Source organism: Nocardia sp. NPDC056064, from assembly GCF_042266925.1.
GTDB lineage: Bacteria > Actinomycetota > Actinomycetes > Mycobacteriales > Mycobacteriaceae > Nocardia.
Genome location: NZ_JBHJWO010000001.1, coordinates 3,945,322 through 3,969,673, shown reverse-complemented (window position 1 = coordinate 3,969,673; position 24,352 = coordinate 3,945,322). Strand labels below are relative to the sequence as shown.

24 protein-coding genes are annotated in these 24,352 nt (G+C 70.5%); 13 read left to right on the top strand and 11 right to left on the bottom strand.

What is annotated here, in order from left to right:
* Positions 1-33: 33 nt before the first annotated feature.
* The 4 genes from ACFC06_RS18375 to serS all read right to left on the bottom strand — a co-directional run bounded on the left by ACFC06_RS18375 (position 34) and on the right by serS (position 6,721).
* Entirely contained in the window at positions 34-1,917 is a 1,884-nt protein-coding gene (locus ACFC06_RS18375) for a protein kinase (RefSeq protein WP_375932331.1), read from the bottom strand.
* A gap of 55 nt (positions 1,918-1,972) precedes the next feature.
* Positions 1,973-3,385: an MFS transporter gene (locus ACFC06_RS18370; protein WP_375932328.1), complete on the bottom strand. Its 1,413-nt coding sequence runs from the start codon at positions 3,383-3,385 to the stop codon at positions 1,973-1,975.
* Positions 3,386-3,538: 153 nt separating this feature from the next.
* Complete coding sequence (locus ACFC06_RS18365) at positions 3,539-5,311, bottom strand: putative bifunctional diguanylate cyclase/phosphodiesterase (RefSeq protein ID WP_375932325.1); 1,773 nt, start codon at positions 5,309-5,311, stop codon at positions 3,539-3,541.
* Between the two features lie 153 nt (positions 5,312-5,464).
* Entirely contained in the window at positions 5,465-6,721 is a 1,257-nt protein-coding gene (gene serS, locus ACFC06_RS18360) for a serine--tRNA ligase (RefSeq protein WP_375932322.1), read from the bottom strand.
* An 81-nt stretch (positions 6,722-6,802) separates the two neighbouring features.
* On the opposite strand from serS, the gene ACFC06_RS18355 reads away from it, so the two are divergent.
* From ACFC06_RS18355 to ACFC06_RS18330, 6 genes are all read left to right on the top strand, one after another.
* Positions 6,803-8,500: an aldehyde dehydrogenase family protein gene (locus ACFC06_RS18355; RefSeq protein WP_375932319.1), complete on the top strand. Its 1,698-nt coding sequence runs from the start codon at positions 6,803-6,805 to the stop codon at positions 8,498-8,500.
* An 83-nt stretch (positions 8,501-8,583) separates the two neighbouring features.
* Positions 8,584-9,657 carry a septum formation family protein gene (locus ACFC06_RS18350; RefSeq protein ID WP_375932316.1) on the top strand — a complete coding sequence of 358 codons (1,074 nt, stop codon included), beginning with the start codon at positions 8,584-8,586 and terminating at the stop codon, positions 9,655-9,657.
* A gap of 2 nt (positions 9,658-9,659) precedes the next feature.
* Positions 9,660-10,010, top strand: coding sequence for a metallopeptidase family protein (locus tag ACFC06_RS18345; RefSeq protein WP_278260830.1), 351 nt, complete (start codon positions 9,660-9,662; stop codon positions 10,008-10,010).
* 110 nt (positions 10,011-10,120) lie between these two features.
* Complete coding sequence (locus ACFC06_RS18340; RefSeq protein ID WP_336084712.1) at positions 10,121-10,432, top strand: PE family protein; 312 nt, start codon at positions 10,121-10,123, stop codon at positions 10,430-10,432.
* A gap of 46 nt (positions 10,433-10,478) precedes the next feature.
* Entirely contained in the window at positions 10,479-11,606 is a 1,128-nt protein-coding gene (locus tag ACFC06_RS18335) for a PPE domain-containing protein (protein WP_375932312.1), read from the top strand.
* A complete protein-coding gene (locus ACFC06_RS18330; protein WP_375932309.1) occupies positions 11,603-12,433 on the top strand; it encodes an ESX secretion-associated protein EspG in 831 nt (276 codons plus the stop codon). The genes ACFC06_RS18335 and ACFC06_RS18330 overlap by 4 nt, the downstream gene beginning before the upstream one ends.
* A gap of 3 nt (positions 12,434-12,436) precedes the next feature.
* On the opposite strand, the gene ACFC06_RS18325 is transcribed toward ACFC06_RS18330, so the two are convergent.
* From ACFC06_RS18325 to ACFC06_RS18315, 3 genes are all read right to left on the bottom strand, one after another.
* Positions 12,437-13,105, bottom strand: a complete 669-nt coding sequence (locus ACFC06_RS18325) for a histidine phosphatase family protein (RefSeq protein WP_375932306.1) — start codon at positions 13,103-13,105, stop codon at positions 12,437-12,439.
* Positions 13,102-14,016, bottom strand: coding sequence for a prephenate dehydratase (pheA, locus tag ACFC06_RS18320; RefSeq protein WP_375932303.1), 915 nt, complete (start codon positions 14,014-14,016; stop codon positions 13,102-13,104). Before pheA ends, ACFC06_RS18325 begins: the two co-directional genes overlap by 4 nt.
* A gap of 259 nt (positions 14,017-14,275) precedes the next feature.
* Entirely contained in the window at positions 14,276-14,680 is a 405-nt protein-coding gene (locus ACFC06_RS18315) for a hypothetical protein (RefSeq protein WP_375932300.1), read from the bottom strand.
* Positions 14,681-14,791: 111 nt separating this feature from the next.
* Here ACFC06_RS18315 and ACFC06_RS18310 point away from each other — a divergent pair, with 111 nt between their 5' ends.
* The 5 genes from ACFC06_RS18310 to ACFC06_RS18290 all read left to right on the top strand — a co-directional run bounded on the left by ACFC06_RS18310 (position 14,792) and on the right by ACFC06_RS18290 (position 19,332).
* On the top strand, positions 14,792-15,553 hold the full coding sequence (locus tag ACFC06_RS18310; protein WP_375932297.1) for a DUF2470 domain-containing protein: 762 nt from the start codon (positions 14,792-14,794) through the stop codon (positions 15,551-15,553).
* Between the two features lie 73 nt (positions 15,554-15,626).
* Positions 15,627-16,409, top strand: a complete 783-nt coding sequence (locus tag ACFC06_RS18305) for a CPBP family intramembrane glutamic endopeptidase (protein WP_375935593.1) — start codon at positions 15,627-15,629, stop codon at positions 16,407-16,409.
* Positions 16,410-16,982: 573 nt separating this feature from the next.
* Positions 16,983-18,146, top strand: a complete 1,164-nt coding sequence (locus ACFC06_RS18300; RefSeq protein ID WP_375935590.1) for an LCP family protein — start codon at positions 16,983-16,985, stop codon at positions 18,144-18,146.
* A 9-nt stretch (positions 18,147-18,155) separates the two neighbouring features.
* A complete protein-coding gene (locus ACFC06_RS18295; protein ID WP_375932294.1) occupies positions 18,156-18,686 on the top strand; it encodes a ferritin in 531 nt (176 codons plus the stop codon).
* Positions 18,687-18,783: 97 nt separating this feature from the next.
* On the top strand, positions 18,784-19,332 hold the full coding sequence (locus ACFC06_RS18290) for a ferritin (RefSeq protein ID WP_375932292.1): 549 nt from the start codon (positions 18,784-18,786) through the stop codon (positions 19,330-19,332).
* 60 nt (positions 19,333-19,392) lie between these two features.
* Here ACFC06_RS18290 and ACFC06_RS18285 read toward each other — a convergent pair whose 3' ends face one another.
* The 4 genes from ACFC06_RS18285 to ACFC06_RS18270 are packed head-to-tail and all read right to left on the bottom strand — an operon-like array spanning position 19,393 to position 22,528.
* Positions 19,393-20,313, bottom strand: coding sequence for a DUF5926 family protein (locus ACFC06_RS18285; protein ID WP_375932289.1), 921 nt, complete (start codon positions 20,311-20,313; stop codon positions 19,393-19,395).
* Positions 20,314-20,362: 49 nt separating this feature from the next.
* Positions 20,363-21,124 carry a glycerophosphodiester phosphodiesterase gene (locus ACFC06_RS18280; RefSeq protein ID WP_375932286.1) on the bottom strand — a complete coding sequence of 254 codons (762 nt, stop codon included), beginning with the start codon at positions 21,122-21,124 and terminating at the stop codon, positions 20,363-20,365.
* Complete coding sequence (locus ACFC06_RS18275; RefSeq protein ID WP_375932283.1) at positions 21,121-22,149, bottom strand: DUF4328 domain-containing protein; 1,029 nt, start codon at positions 22,147-22,149, stop codon at positions 21,121-21,123. Before ACFC06_RS18275 ends, ACFC06_RS18280 begins: the two co-directional genes overlap by 4 nt.
* A 19-nt stretch (positions 22,150-22,168) precedes the next feature.
* Positions 22,169-22,528, bottom strand: coding sequence for a rhodanese-like domain-containing protein (locus ACFC06_RS18270; RefSeq protein WP_375932280.1), 360 nt, complete (start codon positions 22,526-22,528; stop codon positions 22,169-22,171).
* 367 nt (positions 22,529-22,895) lie between these two features.
* Here ACFC06_RS18270 and ACFC06_RS18265 point away from each other — a divergent pair, with 367 nt between their 5' ends.
* Both ACFC06_RS18265 and ACFC06_RS18260 read left to right on the top strand, forming a co-directional pair.
* Positions 22,896-23,507 (top strand): hypothetical protein, encoded by a 612-nt coding sequence (locus ACFC06_RS18265; protein ID WP_375932278.1) that lies wholly within the window; start codon positions 22,896-22,898, stop codon positions 23,505-23,507.
* A 147-nt stretch (positions 23,508-23,654) separates the two neighbouring features.
* Complete coding sequence (locus ACFC06_RS18260; protein ID WP_375932275.1) at positions 23,655-24,278, top strand: superoxide dismutase; 624 nt, start codon at positions 23,655-23,657, stop codon at positions 24,276-24,278.
* The last annotated feature ends 74 nt before the right edge of the window (positions 24,279-24,352 follow it).

The following is a 24,352-nucleotide window of genomic DNA, read 5'->3' as shown; positions in this document are numbered from 1 at the left end:
GCGGTGAACCTATCACCTGGGCATTCGCCGCGGCTACCGCGCGGGCAACCGGCCGACGGCCTGGCGCATGAGCGGATCGGCGACCTTGCACAGGGCGCCGGTGGTCTCGTCCGGGTCGGAGACCAAGACCTCGACGATCTCGCGGTAGGACTGCCCGACATTGCGGAAACGGTGGACCCGGCGGCATTCGTGGAGGTTCATCGACGCGAAGGTCTCGTCCTCGACCAGCACGCCGTCGCCGATATCGATCACCTTCTCCTCGATCGAGGTCTGCGACCGCTGCGGCTGGGACAGCACGATCCGCACGGTGCTCTCCCCGCGCCATTCGCACGTGTGGGCCGACTGCGACGTGGGTGCGCCGAGGGCGGCGGTGTCGACGAGGGCGCACGGGTCGACCGTGGACAGGGAGGTCTGCGCGCCGGGCGCGGGGGCCAGGGTGGCGAGGGCGGCGGTGAGGCGGTCGACGGTGTGCTCGGCGAGGGCGCAGTCCGCGCGGGTGAAGGTGTCGACGGTGATGCCCCACCGATGTCCGCCGGCGCCACCGTCGACGGCGAACGCGCAGTCCTCGCCGCGGCGGGCGATGGCATAGCCGTTGACCACCTCGGCGCCTGCCGTGAAAGCCTCGGTGGCCGCGCCGATTTCGACGGCGAGCCGGGCGCCGCCGGAGCTGGCGTCGCAGCCCCAGCTCGAGGTCATCTGCCAGCGCCAGGCGGCGACCGAGGTGGCGGCCTTGGCGGCGACGTCGGCGGGCAGGGTCTCGCCGAGCGCGTCGCGGACCCAGTCGCAGGTGTCGGTGCCGCGCAGCTGGTCGAGGGCGGGGAGGGTGGCGGTGACTTCGGCCGGCGGCTTCGGGTCGTCGCCACCGCGCAGGACCACCGCGGTGAGCGCGCCAGCCAGGATCACCGCGACCGTCGCGGCGATGCCGATCCGTATTCCGGTGCGCCGCTTGCGGACCGGCGGCGCGGGCGCCATCGGGCCCGGGTGCGGGGTCGCCAGGTTCGCCGGAATGATCTGGGTCGCTTCGGGATCGGAGGTCAGCGCGACCAGATTCCTGGTCTGCTCGGCGATCTGGGTATGTACGGGCGCCGGCCACGGCTGGGCCTGGACCGGGAGGACCCCGAGATAGTCGAGGATCTGGGCGGGCGTCGGGCGGGCGCGGGGGTCTTTGCGCAGGCAACCCGCGATCAGTTCGCGCAGCGGCTCGGGGACCTGGTCGAGCTGCGGCTCGCTGTGCACGATATTGAACAGGGTGTAGGGCGCGGAGGTGGCGGCGAAGGGGCTGGTGCCGGTCGCGGCCATGCACAGCAGCGAGCCCAGGGAGAAGACATCGCTGGCCGAGGTCACCGGGGCGCTGTTGGCCTGCTCCGGGGACATGTACGCGGGCGAGCCGACGACCGCGCCCACCTCGGTGAGCGGGGCGGAGCCGAGCCCGGCCGCCTGGGCGATACCGAAGTCGATCACGCGGGGACCGTCGGCGGCCAGGATCACGTTGGCGGGCTTGAGATCCCGGTGCACCAGGCCCGCGCTGTGGATGGAGTGCAGGGCCGAAGCCAGGCCGGAGGCGAGGGTGCGCAGGGCAGGTACGGGCAGTGGGCCCAGCTCGCGGACCGCTTTGTCCAGCGGCACGCCCGGAATGAACACCGAAGCCAGCCACGGGGATTCGCTCGCGGTGTCGAAGTCCACCACGGCGGCGGTGAACGCGCCCGACACCCGCGCCGAGATCGCGACCTCGCGTTCGAAGCGCGCGCGGAACTCGCGGTCGTCGAGCAGGTGCGCGTGGATCTGCTTGATCGCCACGAAACGGCCGTCCGGCCCGGTGGCCAGCAGCACCCGGCCCATCCCGCCCGCGCCGAGCACCCCGCGGATCCGGTAGCGGCCGATCACCGGTGACTCGGTCGGCGACAACGGCTCGATCATCGCGGTAACTCCCCCACTCCTGGTTTCGCCAGCAACCTAGCATCCCGGCGCGGCGCTAGCGGGTGGGGCGCGGCGGCAGCCAGGTCGGGGTGAGCACGGCGCTGACCAGGATGACCAGGCCCAGCAGCGCGATGGTGGTGGACATCGCCAGCCACTGGGTGGCCAGCGCGACGAACGCGAACACCCCCAGCGCCACGATCTCCGACAGCAGACCCGACACCGAGGTGACGGTGGCGCGCGCCGGTCCCGCGATGCTGTCCTGGAGCCGGGCGCCCGCGATGACCTCGGCATTGAAGTCGATGCCGTAGGCGACACCGATGCCGACGAACCCGATCCACAGCATGGCCGTGCCACCCATCCCGACCGCCAGCGCACCGGCGATGAACAGCAGGCCCGCCACGAACAGCGCGATGGCGAGGGTGCGTGCCGAGACGGCCTCGGTGCGGCCCGCCAGCAGCGAACCGAGCAGCGAGCCCACCACCGTCACCGCGATCAGCAACGCCGAGGTGCTGGTGGAGGCACCGCCGGAGACGGCCAGCAGGCCGAAGTACTCGTCGAAGGCGGTGACGCCGTAGAGCAGGGCGCCGAGCAGGACACCGCGGCGGACGCGGCGCACGCGTAGGGCCTCACCCAGGCCGGTGCGGAGCATGGTCACGTAGCGGGAGGACACCGTTGCGCCGGGGTAGGTGGTGGCGGCTGCCGGGTGAACGGTGTCGTGCGCTGGCGCGAGCAGCATGTCATCGCCGGGTGTGGACGCGTCATCGTCGCCCCGCGCGGGCGCATCGTCGCGACAGGGGGGCGCGGTGTCGGCCTTGGTGGGCGACGGTGTGTCGGTCGCGGCGCGGATGATCGGCGGGGAGGTGGGCATGGCGTGGGGGCCGAGGCGGTCGGGGGTGGGTGGAGTGTCGTCGAGGTCATCGACGGCGGCTGCCGAGATGGCGACCGGCGGGCGTGGGAGAAGGAGAGCGGTGCCGGTGTGGAGTAGCGCGATGCCGACGCTGACCCAGCCGACCAGGGCGTATCCGCCGAGGGCGTAGAGCGGGGCCGCCGCCAGGATCGCCACGAGGACGGTGGATTCCTGGGCACCGCGCGACCAGCCCATGATCGAGGCGTAGGCGTTCGGGGCGCCACGGGCGACCAGGTCGTCGTAGATCAGGGCCTCGAAGGTGCCCGATTCGAGCGCGCCCGCGATGCCCCACACCACGAAACCGAGCGCGAATCCGGCGAAGGAGGGCGCGATCATCCACAGCGCGAAACAGGTGCCCTGGAGCAGGCAGCTCGCGATGAGCAGGGCGCGGCGCGAGACGGTGTCGGCCCAGGCACCCGAGGGCACCTCGAGCACGAACGCCGTCACCGACCACATGGCCAGCAGCAGCGAGATCTGGGCGGTGCTCAGGCCGTGGTCGGCGAAGAGCACACCGTAGAGGGCATAGATCGGCAGCAGGTCGCGGGTGCCCCGGAACAGCACCGCGCGCACTGTGAGGCCGCGAACGTCGACCGGGTCAGCGGCCAAGCGCCTGACCCCCGCGACGGCTCGGCGAACGAGCCGGGATCAACAGTCGTAGACCAACATGCTCATGCACACCATGGTTCGCCGGGCGCGCGCCGCACGTCAAGGGCTTTACCCGAGCGGGATCCAGCCGCTGGCCGAGAGCGAATCGTCGTCGTCGGAGGTGCCCTCGTTGAGGTCGTTGATCAGTTCCGAGACCGGGTGCGAATCGCTGTAGTGATAGCCCTGGGCCAGCGCGAAACCGAGTTCGGTGAGTACCGCGGCCTGGTATTCGGTCTCCACGCCCTCGGCGATGACCTGCAGGTCCAGCGACTTGCTGAGCGCGGCGATCACGCCGAGCAGCGGCGGCGCGGGCGAGTCCGAGCGGATCGCGGCGACGAAGGACTGGTCGACCTTGAGGATGTCGCTGGGGATGGTGGCCAGGCGGCTCAGCGAGGAGTAGCCGGTGCCGAAGTCGTCGATGGCGATGCGCACGCCCCGGTCGCGCAGGGTGTGCAGGTTGGTGATGGCGGTCTGCGACTCGGCGGCCAGTTCGCTCTCGGTGACCTCGAGGACGAGCTGGTCGGCGGGCCAGCCGGTGTCGGCGAGGATGGTCGCCACCCGGTCGGCGTAGTCGGTCTCGGCCAGTTCGAGGCCGGAGACGTTGACATTGAGGGTCAGGTCCAGCGAGGCGAAGCTCTCCTGCAGCCGCGCGGCGTCGGCGCAGGCGCGGCGCAGCACCAGTTCGTCCAGGTCGGAGATGAGGTCGTATTCCTCGGCCACCCGGATCAGGCCCTCGGTGGTGACCTCGGGCTGGGCATTGGACGACCAGCGCAGCAGCGCCTCGACACCGACCGCCTGGCCGCCGTCCTCGGTGAGGCTGACGATCGGCTGATAGTGCACGTCCAGCGCGCCGCGGTCGATCGCCTCGCGCAGTTCCACCGCCAGCGGCAGTTGCCGCGAGGACTCGAGCACCGTGCGGTTGCGGCCCGCCTGCTTGGCCCGGTACAGGCCCACATCGGCCCGGCTGATCAGCAGCGAACCCGATTCGCCCGGCTGCCAGGAGGTGACACCGGCCGAGCAGCCCATGGTCACCGCGGCGCGCAGCTGCTCGGTGAGCAGGATGGCGGCCTGTTCGGTGGTGCCGGGCAGCAGCAGCGCGAAGACGTCACCACCGAAGCGGGCCAGCACCTGATCGGGGGCGAGCAGGTCGAGCCAGGTGTCGGCGACGCGTTGCAGCACGGCGTCGCCCGCGCGGTGGCCGAGGTGATCGTTGATCTTCTGGAAGCGGTCCAGGTCGACCAGCACCAGCGACAGCCCGTGCCCGCCGCGCCCGGCCGCGTCGATCGCCGGGTTGAGCTGCTTCTCGAAGCCGCGGCGGTTGAGCAGGCCGGTGAGCACGTCGATATCGGCGTCCGAGGCCATCCGGGTGAGGATGCCGACGACCACGCCCGCGCCGAAGGTGACCCCGGCCGGGATCAGGCCCGACCACCAGGGCAGGCCGCGATCGGGCAGCACCCACAGGCACAGCGCCATCGCGAAACCGATGTGCGCGGCGGCGAAGGGCCAGGCGAAGAACAGCGCGGCATCGCAGGCGACGAAGACGTAGAACGAGGCCAGCGTGATACCGCCGACCAGGTTGGGGAAATCGTGCACCGCGACGGTGACCAGCACTGTCGCGGTCGCGAGGTAGGCGTGGTGCAGGGCGTGCGGCATGCGCGGGCCCCAGGCCAGCAGCGTGAGCCCGAGGACCAGCGCGACCGCGGCCGCGATGCCGACCAGTAACCGGCTGCCGTCCTCGACGCCCGTGACATCCAGGGCACGCGTGTCAGCCGGTGCGATCGCAGTGATGGTCAGGCCGAGGACACCGCCGAGGACGTAGAACGCCCCCGTTGTCCTGGCCATGACCTTTGCCGTCGCCAACGCCGATGCCGCCCGCACCCGGGTTCGGGTATCGCCGCGCGCCCCGATTCCTCGCACGAGCACCAGCCTAGATGTTGTCGGGTCAGGTCGTTTGCCACATGCTACAAATGCCCACCTGGCCAACAGTGAAGAGGTCTACGGTTTCAATACCTCGGTGCCGACGAACGGCACCAGCGCCGCGGGCACCCGCACCGAACCGTCGGCCTGCTGGTGGTTCTCCAGGATGGCCACGATCCAGCGCGTGGTCGCCAGGGTGCCGTTCAAGGTGGCCGCGATCTGCGGTTTCCCGTTCTCGTCGCGGTAGCGCACCGAGAGCCTGCGCGCCTGGAAGGTGGTGCAGTTCGAGGTGGACGACAGCTCGCGGTAGGTCTGCTGGGTGGGGACCCAGGCCTCGCAGTCGAACTTGCGCGCCGCCGAGCTGCCCAGATCGCCGGCCGCGGTGTCGATGACCCGGTAGGGCACATCGATGGCGGCCAGCATCTCGCGCTCCCAGGCCAGCAGGCGCTGGTGCTCGGCGTCGGCCTGCTCGGGGGTGGTGTAGACGAACATCTCCACCTTGTCGAACTGGTGCACCCGGATGATGCCGCGGGTGTCCTTGCCGTAGCTGCCCGCCTCGCGGCGGAAACACGACGACCAGCCCGCGTAGCGCTTGGGGCCCTCGCTCAGGTCGAGGATCTCCTCGGCGTGGTAGCCCGCCAGCGGCACCTCCGAGGTGCCGACGAGGTAGAGGTCGTCGTCGGCGAGGTGGTAGACCTCGGCCGAGTGCTGGCCGAGGAAGCCGGTACCGGCCATGATCTCCGGACGCACCAGCACCGGCGGGATCATCATGGTGAACCCGTTGGCCACGGCCTTCTGCGCGGCCAGCTGGAGCAGACCCAGCTGCAACAGCGCGCCGTGGCCGGTGAGGAAGTAGAACCGCGAGCCCGACACCTTGGCGCCGCGCTCCATGTCGATCAGGCCCAGCGACTCGCCGAGCTCCAGGTGATCCTTCGGCTCGAAGTCGAACTCCGGTGGGGTGCCGACGGTCTCGAGCACGATGTAGTCGTCCTCGCCGCCCGCGGGCGCGCCCTCCTGCACCACATTGGAGATGGCGCGGTGCGCGGCGTCGAGGTCGGCGTCGGCCGCGTGCTGGGCGGCCTCGGCCTCTTTGACCTTGGCGGACATGTCGGTGGCGGCGGCCAGCAGGGCCGGGCGCTCCTCCTTGCTCGCCTTGCCGATCACCTTGCCCATGGCCTTGTGCTCGGCGCGCAGGGTGTCGGCGGTGGCCACGGCGGCGCGGCGCGCGGCGTCGGCTTCCAGCAGCGCGTCGACGAGGGCGGGGTCCTCGCCGCGGGCCCGCTGCGAGGCACGCACGGCTTCCGGGTTCTCGCGCACGAATCGGAGGTCGATCATAGGAAAACAGCCTAGTAGTGCGCGCAACGGATAATCTTTCGCCCCTATGCCAAGCGGGCAGGACAGGAGCATAGTTGCGGTGTGAGTACTTCTTTCGACACCGCCGGGATAGATGCCGCACTCGCCGATCTCACTCAGGGGGAGAAGACCTGGGCCGCGACCGACCTGCGCCGCCGCCGCGAACTGCTCGACGAACTGCACGCGATCACCGCGCGCGAGGCGCAGGCGTGGGTGGACGCCGCGCGCGTGATCAAGAAGCTCGACGCCGACAGCCCGCTGCTCGGTGAGGAGTGGATGTCGGGCCCGATGACCATGCTGGCCGGCGCCAAGGCACTGAGCGAATCGCTGAGCGCGCTCGAACAGGGCCGCAGCCCGCTCGACGGTGTCGCCCTGGGCAGCGCGCCCGGCGGCCGGGTGAGCGTGCCCGCGCTGCCGCACGGCATCTACGACAAACTGCTGCTCAGCGGGTTCTCCGCCGATGTCTGGCTCAGGCCCGGCGTCGACGCGGGGACCGCGCGGCGCAAGGCGGGCCTGGCCCAGCTCGACCCGGCGGCGACCAACGGGGTCGGCGCGGTGCTCGGCGCGGGCAACATCATGTCCATCGCGCCGCTGGACACCCTCTACGAGCTCTACGCCAACAACCGCGTGGTCGCGCTCAAACTCAACCCGATCACCGACCCGCTGCTGCCGGTGTTCCAGACCATCTTCGCGCCGTTCATCGCGCTGGGCCTGGTACGCATCCTCACCGGCGGCGCGGCCGAGGGCGGTTACCTGGTGAACCATCCGCAGGTGGCGCACGTGCACATGACCGGCGGCGCGCCGACCCACGACGCCATCGTCTGGGGCACCGGCGAGGAAGGCGCGCAGCGGCGCGCGGCGGGCACGCCCGCGCTGGACAAGCCGATCACCAGCGAGCTGGGCGGGGTCGCGCCGGTCATCGTGGTGCCCGGCGAGTGGTCGGCGGCCGACCTGAAGTTCCAGGCCGAGCACGTGGCGACCATGCGCCTGCACAACGGCGGCTACAACTGCGTGGCCGCGCAGACGGTGGTGCTGGCCGCCGACTGGCCGCTCAAGCAGCAGTTCCTCACCGAACTGCGCGCCGCCGTCGACGCCGCGCCCGCCCGCACCGCCTACTACCCCGGCAGCGACAACCGTGTCGCGGGCGCGCTGGAGAGCTACCCCGACGGCGCCCGCGCCAACGGCCGCGTGCTGGCCGAGAACCTGCCCGCCACGGGCACCGCGCTGCTGCGCACCGAGTACTTCTCCCCCGTGCTCGGCGTGGTCGAACTGCCCGGCACCGGCACCGAATTCCTCGGCAACGCGGTCGATTTCGCCAACGACGAGCTGATGGGCACGCTCGGCGCCAACGTCATCGCCGATCCGGCCACCATCAAGGCACTCGGCGGCGCGCTCGACACCGCGATCGAGAACCTGCGCTACGGCACGGTCGCGATCAACTCCTGGACCGGCCTGGCCTTCCTCACCCCGCGCGCGAGCTGGGGCGCCTACCCCGGCCACACCCTCGACGACATCCAGAGCGGCGTCGGCGTCGTACACAACGCCTTCCTGCTCGACGATGTCGAGCGCACGGTGGTCCGCGGCCCGTTCCGGCCCGCCCCGCGCTCGATCCTGGGCGGCGAGTTCGCCACCACCCCGAAGCCGCCGTGGTTCGTCTCCAACAAGACCGGCACGGGCACCGGCCGCAAGCTGACCGAGTTCTACGGCGACGGCAAGATCCGCCGCCTGCCGGGCATCTTCGTCTCCGCCCTGCGCGGCTAGCCCGGCCCGCCGGGGACGCGCGCGCCCGCGTCTCCGGCACAGGTCGTGGCACAGCGGCGGACGCACTGCCATGATGGACCGCGATGTCGAAGAAGCAGAGTGAACCAGCACAGGAATCCGGGTCCGCGCCGCGTGGACGCGGCGGCTCGCTGCATCTGTCGGCGAACAAGCTGCGCTGGGGCATGCTCATCGGCGCCCTCGGCGCGGTGCTCGCCGCCCTGGTGACGATGACCGTCACCGGTTTCGACAGCGACAAGGTCGAGGCCCACCAGCCCGGCGCCGAGCCGGTGGTCAGGGACAAGGAGTTCAGCAGCGCCGCCGAAGGCGACTGCCTGAGCTGGACCAAGCCCGACCGCAGCGACCTGGTGAAGGTGAACTGCGCCGACAAGCACCTGTTCGAGGTCGCCGGGGTGATCGACCTGAGCGCCTACCCGGGCCGGGAGTTCGGCGACGGCACCCGGCACCCGGATTCGCTGCGGATGACCGAACTGCGCGACGAGCACTGCGTCAGCGCGGTGCAGCGCTACCTGGGCGGGCGCTTCGACACGCGCGGCAAGTACACCGTGAACGTGATGTCGCCGAGCCCGGCGGGCTGGCAGCACGGCGACCGGACCCTGCGCTGCGGCGTGCAGGTGGCGGCCACGACCACCAGCCCGGCCTCCACCGGCAGCATCGCCGAGGGCGACCAGTCCAAGGTCCACGACGCGGGCACCTGCCTGGGCATCAACCAGAACCTGCCGACCGATCCGGTCGACTGCGCGCAGCCGCACGCGGTGGAGATCGTCGGCACCGTCGACCTGGCCGCCAACTTCACCGGCGGGCCGCCCTCGGAGGCCGACCAGGACAAGTACGTGGAGGCCGAATGCAACCGGCTCGCCACCGACTATCTCGGCAGCCCCGACGCCATCCGCAACAAGACGCTGACGATGTTCTTCGACGTTCTCGAACCGACCAGTTGGCTCGCGGGCAGTCACAAATTGGACTGCTGGCTCGGAAAGGGTGTCGACCGTGAGGGTTTCGCGCCGATCGTCGGCTCGGCCCGCGGGGAGATCCTGATCGACGGGCAGGCACCGGTGCCGCCGCCGAACACCGGCCGCTCCACCCCGGCGCCGCTGCCCGGCGCGGCCCCGCTGCCGCCGCAGCCACAGCCGCGGTGACCGTGGCCGACCGGATGTCGCCGGAGCGGTTCGAAGAGCTGGTCGGCGATGCGCTGGACCGGATTCCGCCCGAACTGACCGAGGCCATCGACAACGTCGTGGTGCTGGTCGAGGACCGCAACGACGAGGAGCCCTCGCTGCTCGGGCTCTACCACGGAATCGCGCTGACCGAGCGAGACAGCTTCTACGCGGGTTCGCTGCCGGATACCATAACCATCTATCGAGAGGCTATTCTCGACATCTGCAGTACGGACGACGAGGTGGTCGAGGAGGTAGCGATCACCGTGATCCATGAAATAGCACACTATTTCGGGATTGACGACGACCGGTTGCATGAGCTGGGATGGGGTTAGCGAAAAAAGGGTGGGGAATCGATGGAACCGAACGTCCCGCTCTCGCGTCCTATCACTCGTAGGGGGAATTCTCGTGGTTCCCGATAGTCGCCACCAGAAGGAGTCGGGTCATGGTTGGACACGTTCTCGTAGCACCTGAAATCGTCCTCGCCGCCGCCGCCGAGCTCGATCTGCTCGCCGAACGGCTCGCCGTCGCCGCCGGTCTGGCCGGGCCGACCACCCACGTGCTCCCCTCCGGAGCCGAAGAGGTGTCGCTGCTGGCCGCCTCGCACTTCAACCGCGCGGCGGGTACCCACGACGGCGCGATGGCACAGGGCATCCTCGAGCTGCACCATGCCGCCGCGACGCTGCGCTCGCAGCTGACCACCCACATCGGCGAGGACGTGGCCCGCGCGGCCACCATCAACGCCGTCCAGGTGTAGCCGTACCCGATCCGCCGACGATCGTTCACTCAGGGGAGAAACAACAATGACCGCAGGGATCACCGGGGTCTTCTGGCTACCGCGTATGGCCGAGATCAACTCGACCACCCTCAACACCGGTGCGCACGCCGTACCGATCGCCGCAGCGGCCACGTCGTGGGGGACACTGGCCGCTGCCTGGGGTGACGCGACCTTCACGATCACCCGCGTGATCGCCGAGGTGGGCGTGGGCCTGCAGGGTGTCAACGGTCTGGCCGTGCTGGGCCGGCTCGCGCCGTTCCTCGCCTGGACCGGTCAGCAGAGCGCGATGGCCGGTGTGATGAGCGCCAAGGCCACCGCCAACGCCACCGCCTACACCGTGGCCTCGCTGGCGATGCCGAGCCTGCCCGAGATCGTGGCCACCAACGCGGCGGTCACCGCCTCGGCCAACCCGCCCGGTGTCGTCTCCGGCGCCTTCGAGGTCGCCGAGGTCGCCCGCCACGCGATGGACGTCCGCGCCGCGCTGGTGATGGAGACCTACGAGGCGGCCACCACCGCCACCGTCACCACCCCCGGCGAGTTCTCGATGCCGCCGCAGATCGCCAGCGGCGCCGGCTCGGCCACCGAGGGCGATTTCGGCGGCGACCCGATCTCCACCGCGATCGGCGCGGCGCAGGCCTTCGTGTCCAACCCGGGCGTGGTCAGCGCGGCCACCCAGGCGGCCAATGTCGCGGGCAGCGTCGTCTCCGGCGGTGTCGGCACGGCGGGCAACATCGCGTCCTCGGCGCTGTCGGCGGCCACCACCGCCGGCACCGTGCCCGCCACCGCGGCGGCGCCGGTCATGGCCGGTCTCGGCGCGGGGGCCGCGGGCGGCCTGTCCACCGTGTCGGCCGGTCTCGGCGGCTCCGCGTTCGCGCCGGGTCAGCTGAAGCTGCCCGAGGGCTGGGGTGCTCCGGCGGCCAGCACCCCCGCGGCGGCCCCGGTCACCGAATCGGTGGTCAACCGGGTCGACGGCGCGCCGGTGCGCAACAACACCGGGCACGGGGCCAACCCGCTGCTCGGCCGCGGCGCCAAGGGCGAAGACGACGACGAGCACGACGCCGTCGACTACGGCCGCTCCAACGAGCAGTTCACCGATGGGCGCTACGCAGCCGAGGGCGTGATCGGCGCCGATCTCGCCGGATCGGCCAAGTGACGGTCCTGGGCGGGGGCAGCGGGGGATCGCTGCTCGAGGCCGTCGTGCTCTCGCTCGACGAGATGCAGTTCCTCCTGGAGAAGCTGCAGTTCGACGAGATGCCCGTCGTCCTCGATGCCATGGGGCGCTACGACAACGTGACCGCGCACGACGCGGCCATGAATGCCGCCGAGGCCGTGCTCACCGAACGCGAGCTGGTGTTCGGTGACACGGTCGCGCCCGAGCTCGCCGAGCGCCTGCGGGTGCTCTACCGGCCGCAGTGGATCATCGCGCTGCGGTGGGTGGTCGCGGGCCAGGTGAATCGATTCTGTCTGGCGCAGGGCGACGACCGCGCGGTCGTCGCCCTGCGCGGGCCGGATTCCTATGTCGTCGACGATGCCGGTCTCGATCTGCCCGGCGCGGTTCTGCACGCGCTGGGGCAGACCGAGGCACTCGAGCTGTACGGGATGAACGCGCCCACCGACGATCTCGCCCCGATCTTCGGCGACACCGGTGACGCGGCAGCCACCACCGCCCGGCTGGCGAAGGTCGGCCACCCGGCCACCGACGCGCAGACACTGGCCTCGGCCCTGGTGGAGATCCACTCCTACGCCGAGATCGTCGGCGTCGCCTACGGTGACGGCACCCGCGACATCCAGGACAACCACATCGCCGTGTTCAACACGCGCGCAGGCCGTTTCATCATCACGGCCAGCGTCGCCGACGACGGGGTGAAGTGGTCGTCGATCGCCACCGGCTCGGCCGCGCGCCTGCGCACGGCCGTCGCCGACCTGATCGAATCCCTGCCGGTACGTAGCGAATTCAAGGCCGCGGCCGCCGAGAGCTGAGTACTAGCCCATCGGATCGTCGGCGGTCGGTTCGGCCTTCACCGTGAACGGCGGGGTGAACCTGCCCCAGCGCAGGCACTCCCAGCCGCCGTCCTCGGTGGGCAGCAGCTCGATCGTCTCGGTGTTGTCGAGGTGGTTGTTCGTCGTGAACGGCGGCGCCACCCCGGCCAGCGCCTTGCCGACCAGGCGCATGGCGGCACCGTGGTTCACCACCATCACGTCGCCCGCGCCGTCGCCGGTGAGGTACTCCTCGCGCAGGCCACCCAGCACGGGCAGGATCCGGTCGAGCACCTCCTGGCCGGACTCGCCGCCGGGGGCACGGGCGTCGAGTTCGCCGAGATGCCAGCCGCGGTAGATGCGCTGGAACAGGCCATGTGCCTCCGGATCGGAGCGACCGTGCAGGTCACCGACCTGGACTTCGAAGAGACCGTCGAGCACCTGGGCCGACGTACCGGTCGCCGCCTCGATGTAGCCGGCGGTCTGGCGGGCCCGCAGCGCCTCCGAGGACACCAGCACCCGCGGCGGGGTCAGCAGGCCGGAGCCGAACGCCTTCGCCTGCGCCACACCGCGTTCGGTGAGCGGCAGGCCCGGCACCCGGGTGTCGAGGATGCGGGCGACATTGCCCTCGGTCTCGCCGTGGCGCACCAGGATCAGCTTCGCGCGTGTCGTCATAGGTCGGCGACTCCCTTTCGCAGCTGGGTGAGCCATTCGGCGGCGGGCTCGTCCGACGGGGGCGGGGTGCCGACCGCCGCGGTGGCGGGCCAGGAACCGAGAAAGCGCACCCGGGCCGTGCGGTGCAGGGCCTTGAGCGTCTCGGCGACGGCCGGGTCGTCGAGATGGCCGACACAGTCGAGATAGAAGCGGTAGGTGCCCATGCCGGTACGTGTCGGGCGGGATTCGATGCGGGTGAGATCGACACCGCGGGTGGCGAATTCGGCGAACGCACGCATGAGCGAACCGGGCTCGTTGGGCAGTTCGAGCACGATCGAGGTGCGGTCGGCGCCGGTGGCCTGCGGGGCCACGCCGGGCCGGGTCACCAGCACGAAACGGGTGATGGCCTGATCGTGGTCGGCCACGCCCTCGGCCAGCGCGACCAGACCCAGCCGCTCCCCCGCCAGCGCCGTCGACACCGCCGCGTCGGCCCTGCCCGCGGCCACGTCCTCGGCGGCCGCCGCGTTGGACGCGGAGATGTAGGGCTGCGCCTCGGGCAGCGTGCGCGCCACCCACTCCCTGACCTGCGCGCCGGCCACCGGGTAGGCGGCGAGCGAGCGCACCTGGTCCAGGGTGGTGCCCGGCCGGGCCAGGATCGCGAAACTCACTTCCAGCTCGGTCTCGGCGATGATCTGCAACCGGGGGCCGATGGCCAGCGAGTCCAGGGTGGCCGGGATCGAGCCCTCGACCGAGCTCTCGATCGGGACGACGGCGGCTTCGACGTCACCGGAGCGGATCAGATCCAGCGCAGCCCCCTGGCTGGGCGCGGCGATCCGCTCGACGGGCCCGTCGAAGGCCCCCGATTGCTCGAACTTCACCAGAGCCATCTCGGTGAACGTCCCGGACGGCCCGAAATACCCAATACGTGGCACTGTGTCATTTTAGCTGTGTCTTTTGGCGGCTGGCGCCGCTGGTTTTCGGCCCTGTGAGCCTCGCATCCGAGGGGCGATACTTCGGCTTCGCCGGGACGTCTCGCCCCTCGGATGCGAGGCGGCCGAAAACCGTGGGGGTTGGGTTTCGGGGTGGCGTTGGTGGCGTCGGGTGGGGGTGTGCCGTCGCGGGAGTTGGTTGCGAGTCAGGCGGTGCTAGGGGTTTGGTGGCGTCAGATGTGCCTGTTGCGGCGCGGCGGTGCTAGGGGTCCAGGGGCGCGAGGGCGGCGGTTACTTCTTGTTCGTGTGCGGCCGGGGTTTCGATGCCGAGTAGGACGGTGCGGGTGGCTTCTATGGCGGGGGGCTTGAGGCCCTTGAGGAAGGCCAGGTCGGGGGTGGTTAGGGCGGTGGGGATGTCTTCGCCGCAGAGGGCGGCGACCGTGCCGGCGACGACGGCGAGGGCGCGGGGGCCGCTGGTGGTGCGGGCGACGAAGCCGTGGTCGGCGTGGGCGATGCCGGCCAGGAAGGCGGCCAGGTCGGGGTCGGGGATGTCGACGTCGACGGGGTCGGGGGTGCTGCCCTCGGGGCGGAGCAGGCCCGCGACCAGGCTGCGGCGGGCGGGGGTGGAGAGGGTGACCAGGACGGGTTCGTGGTCGTCGTGCGTCATCCGATCACCGTAGACGGGAATTCGCGACAGTTCATAAGGGGTGTCCTCTTGCGCGGAACGGGTTCGTAACTTAGCTTAGGTTTACCTAATCGTCAGTTCGCGGAGGTTGTCATGTCGAGCCCCACCACGATCGTCGCGCCGACCACCGCGGAGCGGGTGCGCAGCGCTTGTGCGCACGCGGAGACCGCGGTGCTCGCGTTGCCCGGCATCGATCCGGTTCCCACCACGCTGCATCACCTGCGGCGCTGTGGCGATGCCGTGATCGCGGTTCCGGCGGCATCGATCGCGGCGGCCCTGGCGGCCACGGCCAACGAGACCTCGGCGGTCCTCGAACTCACCGACCACGCGCCGCTGCCGCTGCGCGAGCCGGTGCGGGCGCTGGTCTGGCTGCGCGGCTGGGTGCGGCAGGTGCCCGCGCAGGCGCAGCGCGCGCTGGCGGTGGAGATCGCCAAGGAGTACCCGCACCCGGGCCTGCTCGACATCGGCCACACCACGACGCTGCTGCGGGTGGTGGTGAACTCGGCGGTGCTCGCCGACACCTCCGGTGCCGAATCCGTCGACCACGCCGACCTGCGCGCCGCCTCCCCCGACCCGTTCTGCCAGATGGAAAGCGCCTGGCTGCAGCACATGGCCGAGGACCACGCCGATGTCGTCGCCCAGCTCTCGCGGCACCTGCCCACCCGCCTGCGCGGTGGCATGGTGCACCCGCTGGCCATCGACCGCTACGGCCTGACCCTGCGGGTGGAGGGCCCCGAGGCCGACCACGATGTGCGCCTGCCCTTCGCCACGCCCGCCGACGACGTGGAATCGCTGAGCAAGGCCGTGCGCATCCTGGCGGGCTGCCCGTTCCTGAACGGCCTGCGCCGCATCTGATCCCGGCCTGCCTAGACTTCGCTGCAGCCGGTCGGCGCGACGCCGGCCCGACCGACAGCGAAGGAGCAGGCGCCTGAACGCCGGAGCGCAGACCCCGCCACCGCAGACCCGCGAGCTCAGCCGCCGCGAGATCCAGTGCGAGATCGTCATCGTGTTGCTGGTGACCTTCGGGCTCAGCGGCATCAGCGCGGCCCTGTCGCTGATCGACTCGGCGCTCTCACCCGGCGGCGTCGGCGGACGGACGGTCGCGCTCAACGCCTCCCGCTCCAACAACTCCCTGCTCGACCTGCTCTTCCAGCTCGTCGGCGTGACCCGGCTGCTGGCCTGGGCGGCGCTGGGCCTGTACCTGCTGTGGCGCAGCGGGATCGGCCCCTGGCTGATCGGTCTGGCCAGAATCCGGCGCGCCGATGTGCTGCCGGGGATCGGGCTGGCCGCGCTGATCGGCCTGCCCGGCCTGGCGCTGTATCTGATCGCGCACGCGCTGGGCTTCAGCGTGACCATCGTGCCCAGTTCGCTCTCGGAACACTGGTGGCGGCTACCGGTGCTCGTCGCCTCGGCGTGTGCGAACGCGGTGGCCGAGGAAGTGCTGGTGGTGGCCTATCTGCTCACCCGGCTGCGCAAGCTGGGCTGGTCGGAGAACTCGGCACTGCTCACCTCGGCGCTGCTGCGCGGCAGCTACCACCTGTATCAGGGCCTCGGCGGCGGGATCGGCAATATCGTGATGGGGATCATCTTCGGCCGCTACTGGCAGAAGACCAACAGATTGTGGCCGCTGATTCTGGCCCACGCGCTCATCGACGCGGTCGCCTACCTCGGCTACAACGTGCTGCGTGGACGCGTGTCGTGGCTGCCGTGATCGGCGTGTCGCGGCGAGTTCGGCCACTCGACCGCGTTTCGCGCTAACACCGGCGCCCCCGCGGGGTATCCAGTAGTGACCGAGCGCGCACAACCGGCCCGCGCTCCCGACGATCAGTAGAGTTTCACGGTGATGAACGGCGACGATCCACGCAGGCGCCGGGTGCCGCCACCCCAGGGCCGCCCCGGTCAGCCGCCGCTGCCACCCGCCGAAGCCGGCCCCGCGGGCGGTCGACGCCCGCCCGGCGACGGTCCGGATCCGCGCCGCACCCCGCCCGGTTACGGCCGATCTCCGGCCACCGACCGGCGCCCCCGCCAGCCCGGCGACAGCCCCGCGCCCGGCCGCGGCGACCGCGTCTCGCCACCCGCGGATCCGCACGCGCCGCCGCACCGGCTGTCCGACGACGCTCGCTCCCGCCACCCCGGCGGCGACCCCATGGCCGCACGCCGCACGCCACCGCCGGGCAGCCCCGGCCGACGCCCCGTCCCGCCACCGGCCGACGGACAGACCGTCCGCCACACGCCGCCGCCGGACCGCAGGCCCCCCGCCTCACACATCGAACCCACCCAGGTCATGCACCGCGACGGCCGTGGCGACCAGCCGCTGGCCTACTCGCAGATGCCGCGCGAGCACGTCAAACCCCGGCAGCCGCATGCCCAGCCGCCGCCGCGGCGCGAGCCCATCCGGCACGCGCCGACGCAGCGCCCGGTCCCGCACCACGACTCGCTCCCCCCGCGCCGCACGCCCCCACCGGCCGACGCGGGCAGGCAGCCGCAGCCGCCGCGGCGCAGGCGCAGGCGTCATCCGCTGCGGTGGTTCACCGTGCTGGTGGTGCTGCTCGTCGTCGGGCTCGTCGCGGGGATCGTGCACCTGGACAACTCGCTGACCCGCATCGACGCGCTCACCTCCTACAGCGACCGGGTCGGCAACACCCCCGGCACCAACTGGCTGCTGGTCGGCTCCGACAGCCGCGGTGACCTGACGCCCGAACAGGAACAGGAACTCGCCACCGGCGGTGACATCGACGGCACCGAGCGCACCGACACGATCATGCTGGTGCACATCCCCGGCTCCGGGCCGACCACGATGGTGAGCCTGCCGCGCGACTCCTACGTCAGCATTCCCGGCTACGGCAAGGACAAGCTCAACGCCTCCTTCGCGCTGGGCGGGCCGGAACTGCTGGTCCAGACCGTGGAACAGGCCACCGGCGTGCGCATCGACCACTACGCCCAGATCGGTTTCGGCGGCTTCGCGAGCGTGGTCGACACGCTCGGCGGCATCGATGTGTGCCTGGACGACCCGATCGTCGACCCGCTGGCCGGGCTCGACCTGCCCGCGGGCTGTCAGCGGCTGACCGGCCCGCAGGCCCTCGGTTTCGTGCGCACCCGCGCCACCCCGCGCGCCGATGTCGACCGGATGAACCACCAGCGGATCTTCATGTCGGCGCTGCTGAAGAAGGCGACCAGCATGGGCACCCTGGCCAACCCGTTCGCGCTGTGGCCGATGGCCACCGGTGTCGCGGGCTCGCTGAAGGTCGACGAGGGCGACCACATCTGGAACCTCGCGGCACTCGGCTGGGCGATGCGCGGCGACACGGTGACCACCAGCGTCCCGATCGGCGGCTTCGACGACACCGATGTGGGCAACGTGCTGCTCTGGGACAAGGCCAAGGCCCCGGACTTCTTCGACGCGCTCGCCAACGATCGGCCGATTCCGGAGGACCTGCTCACGCGGTAACGTCGAAGTATGGCCGAGGATCGTACGTTTTCCGACATGCTGCGCGACCAGGTCCGGCACGGTCTCACCAGTGCCCAGCAGTATCTGGCCGCCGCGGTCTACTTCGATGCCCAGCGCTTGCCCGAGCTGGCCGCGCAGACCTATGCCAGATCCGCGGCGAACCGTGGCCACGCCATGCGGATGGTGCAGTATCTGCTCGACCGCGAGGCGGGCGTGACGATCGGTGGGCTCGACGAGATCCGCCCGGAATTCGATTCCCCGCGCGCCGCCATCGCCTTCCTGCTCGACCGTGAGCGGACCACGACCGCGCAGATCAGCGCGCTGGCCGCGACCGCGCGGGAGTCAGGTGATTTCCTCGGCGAACAATTCATGCAGTGGTTTCTGCGCGAACAGATCGATGATGTCGCCGAGATGGACACTCTGTTGACGGTGCTGGACCGGCAGGACAATTTGTTCGATGTCGAGGAATTCATTCGCCGCGAACTGACCGCCGCGGTACCCGTCGATACCACCGCGCCACGCATGGCGGGCACCGCTTAGGGGACGCTCAATTAGGAAATACTTGGTTAGGGAATACTGTCCTCAATAAGGCTGCACTTGGATGACAAGCCCTCTGACCAGGGCTAATGTGGCGGCCATGTCGATTCATCCGGAACCCCCCCGCAGTAAATTCCACGGCCTGCTCCAAGATCAGATCCGGCATGAGTTCAACGCCGAACACCAGTACATCGCGATCGCTGTGTGGTTCGACAACAACGACCTGCCGCAGCTGGCCAAGCGGTTCTACGCCCAGTCGGTCGAAGAGCGCAATCACGCCATGATGATCGTGCAGTATTTCGTCGACCGGGATATCGCCGTCGATATCGCAGGCATCGACGCGGCCAAGTCGAGCTTCGAGAACGCCCGTGAGCCGATCGAGCTCGCGCTGGCCCAGGAGAAGACGGTCACCGACCAGATCGTGCGCCTGGCCAGCACCGCTCGCGAAGAGGGCGACTACCTCGGCGAGCAGTTCATGCAGTGGTTCCTGAAGGAACAGGTCGAAGAGGTCGCGCACATGACCACGCTGCTCAACATCGCCGATCGCGCCGGGTCGAACCTGTTCGACCTGGAGGCGTTCATGTGGCGCGAGCTCAGCACCACGAAGGAAGCCTCGGGCGCGCCTGCCGTCGCCGGCGGCAGCGTCTAGTTCGTGACCCCGGATTCGGCTCGCGCACCCGCGAGCCGAATCCGTCGTGTCACCGGCCGGTCAGCGCAGGGTGACCTGACGCGACCGCAGACCGTCGCGCGAACGGCGCTCGGCGCTGGTCATCTCCGCCTTCGACGCCAGGGCCTCGGCCAGGCGGGCGCCGAATTCGCGTGCGGGCGCCTCCCACTCGGTGGGGTGACGCTCGGGATCGAGGTCGAAGACCGGCACCAGCAGGCCGTGCGTGCGGAACGAGCCCGCGAAGCGCGAACCCTCGCCCATGTGCAACCCACCGGTGGCGTGCACGCGGGCCAGCGCCAGCATCAGCGCGTCCTCGTCCTCGGGACGCACCCAGCGCACGTGCGCCTTGTCGCCCGCGTCGACCCACCAGGCCGCGCCGACGCCGTCGGCACCCAGATCCAGCCGCGCCGAGGGCATGATCGCCTGCTTGGCCTGCTCGATGGTGGCCGCGACCTGCGGGTCGGGGGTGACGCCCTCGGGCACCCACCAGTCGAAGTCCTGGTGCACGGTCAGCTCGAGATCGGCGCCCGGGTCGATGACGTCGGCCAGACGCGGCCCGCCCGCCACCGACTCCGCCGAGGTCAGCGAATCCCCCGGCTCGGCCGACTGGGTCCACAGGATGGCCGCGGCGATATCGGCCGACGCGTCACCACCCTGGTACTGCATCTGCGTACCGACGAAGCCGACCGGCTCGTCGGCGGCCCGCACCAGCGCCGCCACCGCACCCGGCAGCACCGTCGCCAAGGTGACCTCACGCTGGGCGGCCACACCCGGCGCCAGCTTCAAGGTCGCGGTCGCCGACGGCACGAACTCCCGCAGCGCCACCAGATCACATTCGGCAGCAAGCCCCTCGAACGGCCGCGTCACGGCCGCAGATGCCTGCTCCTGCGCCGCACGCCGCTCGGCGAGACGCTGAGCCCGATTACTGTCGGGCTTCGGACTGTTCCGCTTGCTTTTACCCACGCGGAAAGTCTAGGGCGAGCGCCTATGGCACCGCTCACTCCCCCGTCACTCAGTTCAACACGGCTTTGGTTCGCGCGGGGTGGTTGGTGGCGATCCAGCTGACGCCCAGGTCGGCGCACAGTTTCACGTCGTCGGGGTCGTCGACCGTCCAGCAGTAGGTGGCGCGGCCCGCGGCGGCGGCCTTGTCGACCAGTTCCGGGTGTTCGCGCAGCGTCTTCACCGACGGGCCGACGGCGGTCGCGCCGACCGTGGTCGCGGCGCCGCCGCCGAGGAAACGCGAGGACTCGCCGAGCAGCACGGTGGGCAGCAGCGGCGCGGCGCGGCGGATGCGCCAGACCGCGGTGGCGGCGAACGACATCACCACCGCGCGCGAGTGGTCGGCCGAGGCGGGGGTGGCGATGCCGAAGCGCTGCAGCTCGGCGAGCACCTTGTTCTCCACCAGGGCGCCGTAGCGCACGGGGTGTTTGGTCTCGATGAACAGCTTGGTCGGCCTGCTGCGCCAGTCCAGGACCAGGCTGATCAGGTCGGCCAGGGCCAGCACGCCCTGCGGTTGTTCGGCGGTGCCGAAGTTCATGTCCTGGAGTTCGGCCAGGGTCAGTTCGCTGATCAGGCCGGTGGCGTCGGAGGTGCGGTCGACGGTGCGGTCGTGCACGCAGACCAGGTGGCCGTCGCGGGTGAGCCGGACATCGCATTCGACGCCGTCGGCTCCCTCCTGCAAGGCCAGCTCGTAGGCGGCGAGGGTGTGTTCGGGTCGGGTCCCGGACGCGCCGCGATGCGCGACCACGAACGGCGCGCGATTGCCCTGGGTCACTTGGCCACAACCTCCTCCAGCGCATTCTCGCCGGTGCCGGCGGAATCCGCGCGTTCGATCGCCGCGGGCGCACCCGGCTGGACCGGGGCGATGACGACCTGGGCGGGGTCGGCCGCGCGCACCCAGCGGTGTGCGGTGCGGGCTTCGCCGCGCAGGTCACGACCTTCGAGCAGACGCACCGTCCACAGGGTGAGCACCGCGAACGCGGCCGCGCACAGGTCGCTGAATCCGGTGAACGAGACGCCGTCGGCCTCGGCCTGCAGGGTGCCCGCGTCGCGCCACAGCGTCGCGGCGACCAGGATCAGCCCGCTGACCACCCAGGCCGCCCACCAGACCCGCACCGCGCGCAGCGCCCGCGGATTCGGGTCGGGGCCGAGCAGTTCGGTGAGGAAGACCCCGGGCCAGATCAGGTTCACCCCGGGGATCAGGCAGCCCGCGATCAGGGTCCAGCGCCTGCGCGGATCACGGTGGCCGTCGGCGGCGAAGGCGTCGCGCCGGGCCTCGATCAGCCAGGCCACCAGCGACAGCGCGGTCACCAGGGCGACGATCGGCGCGAGCGTGCCGAAGACCCACACGGCCGAGTCGGACAGCCACAGCAGCCATTCGGGGATGAGCCGGGTGCGGTTGCGCAGCAGGATCAGGTACCGGCCGTATTCGGCCAGGCCGGCCAGCAGGAAGACCTGCACGCTGGCCATGAGCAGCTGGTCACGGCGCGCGGCGAGCCCGCGCAGCGGACGGCGCGGCGCCGCGGTGGCCTGCGGCGGGGCGTCGAGCAGGCCCCAGCGCGGGGTCTCGGTGTAGTGCGGGGTGGGGCCCAGCGGAGCGGAGGTGCTCGACGCGGTGGGCCGCCGGGTGCGGTGGTCGGGCCTGCGGGCGACCCAGCGGTAGTTGCGCTGCGCGGCGGGGGCGTCGACCGTGCCGGGCGAGAGCAGCACGCCCCGGCAGCGCGGGCACCAGTGCATCGGCGCGCCCTGCACCGCCCACCGCGCGCCACAGCGTGCACATGGTTGCACCACCGAACTCACCCGCGCACCCCGTTCCGGACTAGTAGATCTTGGCTTCGTGCTCGCCGTCGGCGACCACCGGGCGGCCGGTGCGCTGCCACGCCACCATGCCGCCCGCGACGTTCACCGCCTCGTACCCGATATGGGCCAGATACCGCACGACCTCGATCGAGCGGCCCCCCTGCCTGCACACGACGTACACCTGCGCGTCGATGTCGATCTCGTCGAGCCGGGCGGGCACGTCGACCATCGGGATGTGGATCGCGCCGGGCGCGTGCCCGAGGGCCCATTCGTCGGGTTCGCGCACGTCGAGCAGCTGGGCGCCGGGGGCCGGTTCGGCGTCGTCGAACGCGGCGGGTACCGCACCCACCGGCACCGTCGGGACATCGGAGCTCGTCACGCCTCGATCCTGCCATGCCGGGCCAGGGCCCGGGCGCTCCTGTGCGGGGTCGGTGCACCGATCCCGGTTATCCACAGAATCCACAACTTGATCCACAGGTCTCAGCTATCGGTCAGCACACATTCATGAGGATCGGGCTATCAACCGATGTCGAGCCCTGGGACGACTAGCGGGAACGACCGATCCGGGACTCCCCTCCATGTCATCCCGGAGCGGTCGTTCGCCGCTGACGTCGGGATTCCGCGGTCTCAGCGGTCCCGACATCTACTTGGACGCGAGCCGACCCGATTCGGTTCCATAAAAACGACATCCGTAGAGAAAATCCTAAATCCTGGGATCTGGGCGGGCGGATCGGTAGCCTGAGCGCATGAACACGAGCAGGGGGCTACTCGACAGTTTCGACATCAACGGCCTGAATACCGCTTTGTCCGAATCCACCTGTCTCGGGGTAGAAGTGGACGCCGCGGCCGGACGGCTGCAACTCGCCTTGGAGGTGCTGACGCTACCCGCGGACGGACCCGCGCCCACCGACACCAAAGTCCTGCTCACCTTCACCGGCGTCACCCGCGTCGCCGCCTCCCTGCGCATCCAGCGCTGGGACGACATCGACGCCCGCGTCCTGCCGCTGACCCTCGACCAGCTCGACGACGCCATCGAGAGTTTCGGCGGCGGCGGCCTGCACGGCTGGGAGTTCATCGACCTCGACGACAGCGGCTGGACGCTGTGGAGCGAGCTACTCAGCTTCGACACCGTGCTCGATCAGCGCATCGCCGCGCATGTCATCGAGTTCTCCCAGGAAGAGGGCATCGACCCGCGCGAACTCGACGTGCGCGTCTGGTTCGACCGGATCACCGTCACCGACCTGGCGGGCCAGGAGATCCCGATGGCGGAGTTCATCGCCGGCGGGCGCCGCTGGTGGGCCGCACACGATTCCGGTGACGCGCGGGCATCGAAAGCCGATGTAGCACCGCCGCTGTAGCTCGAGAAAACAGAACCCGCGGCACCAGCCGCAATGACTCGGGAATGTGGAGGCGCGTGTAGAAGGTTGCAGCGAGCGGGTGTACGAATGATGGTTGGTGTGCTCGAACGGATGGGCGCACACAGCCCGACACAGGAAAGGGACAACGTGGCCGAGTACACGCTGCCGGATCTGGATTACGACTACAGCGCACTGGAGCCCCACATCTCGGGGCAGATCAACGAGATCCACCACTCCAAGCACCACGCCGCCTACGTCGCGGGCGCCAACACCGCACTCGAGAAGCTGGAAGCCGCTCGCGAGTCCGGCGATCACGGCGCCATCTTCCTGCACGAGAAGAACCTGGCGTTCCACCTGGGTGGCCACACCAACCACTCCATCTGGTGGAAGAACCTCTCCCCCAACGGTGGCGACAAGCCCGAGGGCGAGCTGGCCGCCGCGATCGACGACCAGTTCGGTTCGTTCGACAAGTTCCGCGCGCAGTTCACCGCGGCCGCCAACGGCCTGCAGGGCTCCGGCTGGGCCGTCCTGGGTTACGACACCCTGGGCCAGAACCTGCTGACCTTCCAGCTGTACGACCAGCAGGCCAACGTGCCGATCGGCATCATCCCGCTGCTGCAGGTCGACATGTGGGAGCACGCCTTCTACCTGCAGTACAAGAACGTCAAGGCCGACTACGTGACCGCGTTCTGGAACGTCGTCAACTGGGCCGACGTGCAGGACCGCTTCGCCCGCGCCGTGGGCCAGGGCAAGGGCCTCATCTTCGGCTGAGCCCCGCCTCGAAAGACCTCCCAGCGCACCGCTGGGAGGTCTTTTGCGTTGTTTGCCCAGTTCCTGGCACTCAG

Bases quoted from the DNA above. Each gene is read 5' to 3' on its own strand.
- ACFC06_RS18375 (WP_375932331.1), bottom strand. From the start codon at position 1,917: ATGATCGAGCCGTTGTCGCCGACCGAGTCACCGGTGATCGGCCGCTAC.
- ACFC06_RS18365 (WP_375932325.1), bottom strand. From the start codon at position 5,311: ATGGCCAGGACAACGGGGGCGTTCTACGTCCTCGGCGGTGTCCTCGGC.
- serS (WP_375932322.1), bottom strand. From the start codon at position 6,721: ATGATCGACCTCCGATTCGTGCGCGAGAACCCGGAAGCCGTGCGTGCC.
- ACFC06_RS18350 (WP_375932316.1), top strand. From the start codon at position 8,584: ATGTCGAAGAAGCAGAGTGAACCAGCACAGGAATCCGGGTCCGCGCCG.
- ACFC06_RS18340 (WP_336084712.1), top strand. From the start codon at position 10,121: ATGGTTGGACACGTTCTCGTAGCACCTGAAATCGTCCTCGCCGCCGCC.
- ACFC06_RS18335 (WP_375932312.1), top strand. From the start codon at position 10,479: ATGACCGCAGGGATCACCGGGGTCTTCTGGCTACCGCGTATGGCCGAG.
- ACFC06_RS18325 (WP_375932306.1), bottom strand. From the start codon at position 13,105: ATGACGACACGCGCGAAGCTGATCCTGGTGCGCCACGGCGAGACCGAG.
- ACFC06_RS18315 (WP_375932300.1), bottom strand. From the start codon at position 14,680: ATGACGCACGACGACCACGAACCCGTCCTGGTCACCCTCTCCACCCCC.
- ACFC06_RS18310 (WP_375932297.1), top strand. From the start codon at position 14,792: ATGTCGAGCCCCACCACGATCGTCGCGCCGACCACCGCGGAGCGGGTG.
- ACFC06_RS18300 (WP_375935590.1), top strand. From the start codon at position 16,983: ATGCACCGCGACGGCCGTGGCGACCAGCCGCTGGCCTACTCGCAGATG.
- ACFC06_RS18295 (WP_375932294.1), top strand. From the start codon at position 18,156: ATGGCCGAGGATCGTACGTTTTCCGACATGCTGCGCGACCAGGTCCGG.
- ACFC06_RS18290 (WP_375932292.1), top strand. From the start codon at position 18,784: ATGTCGATTCATCCGGAACCCCCCCGCAGTAAATTCCACGGCCTGCTC.
- ACFC06_RS18265 (WP_375932278.1), top strand. From the start codon at position 22,896: ATGAACACGAGCAGGGGGCTACTCGACAGTTTCGACATCAACGGCCTG.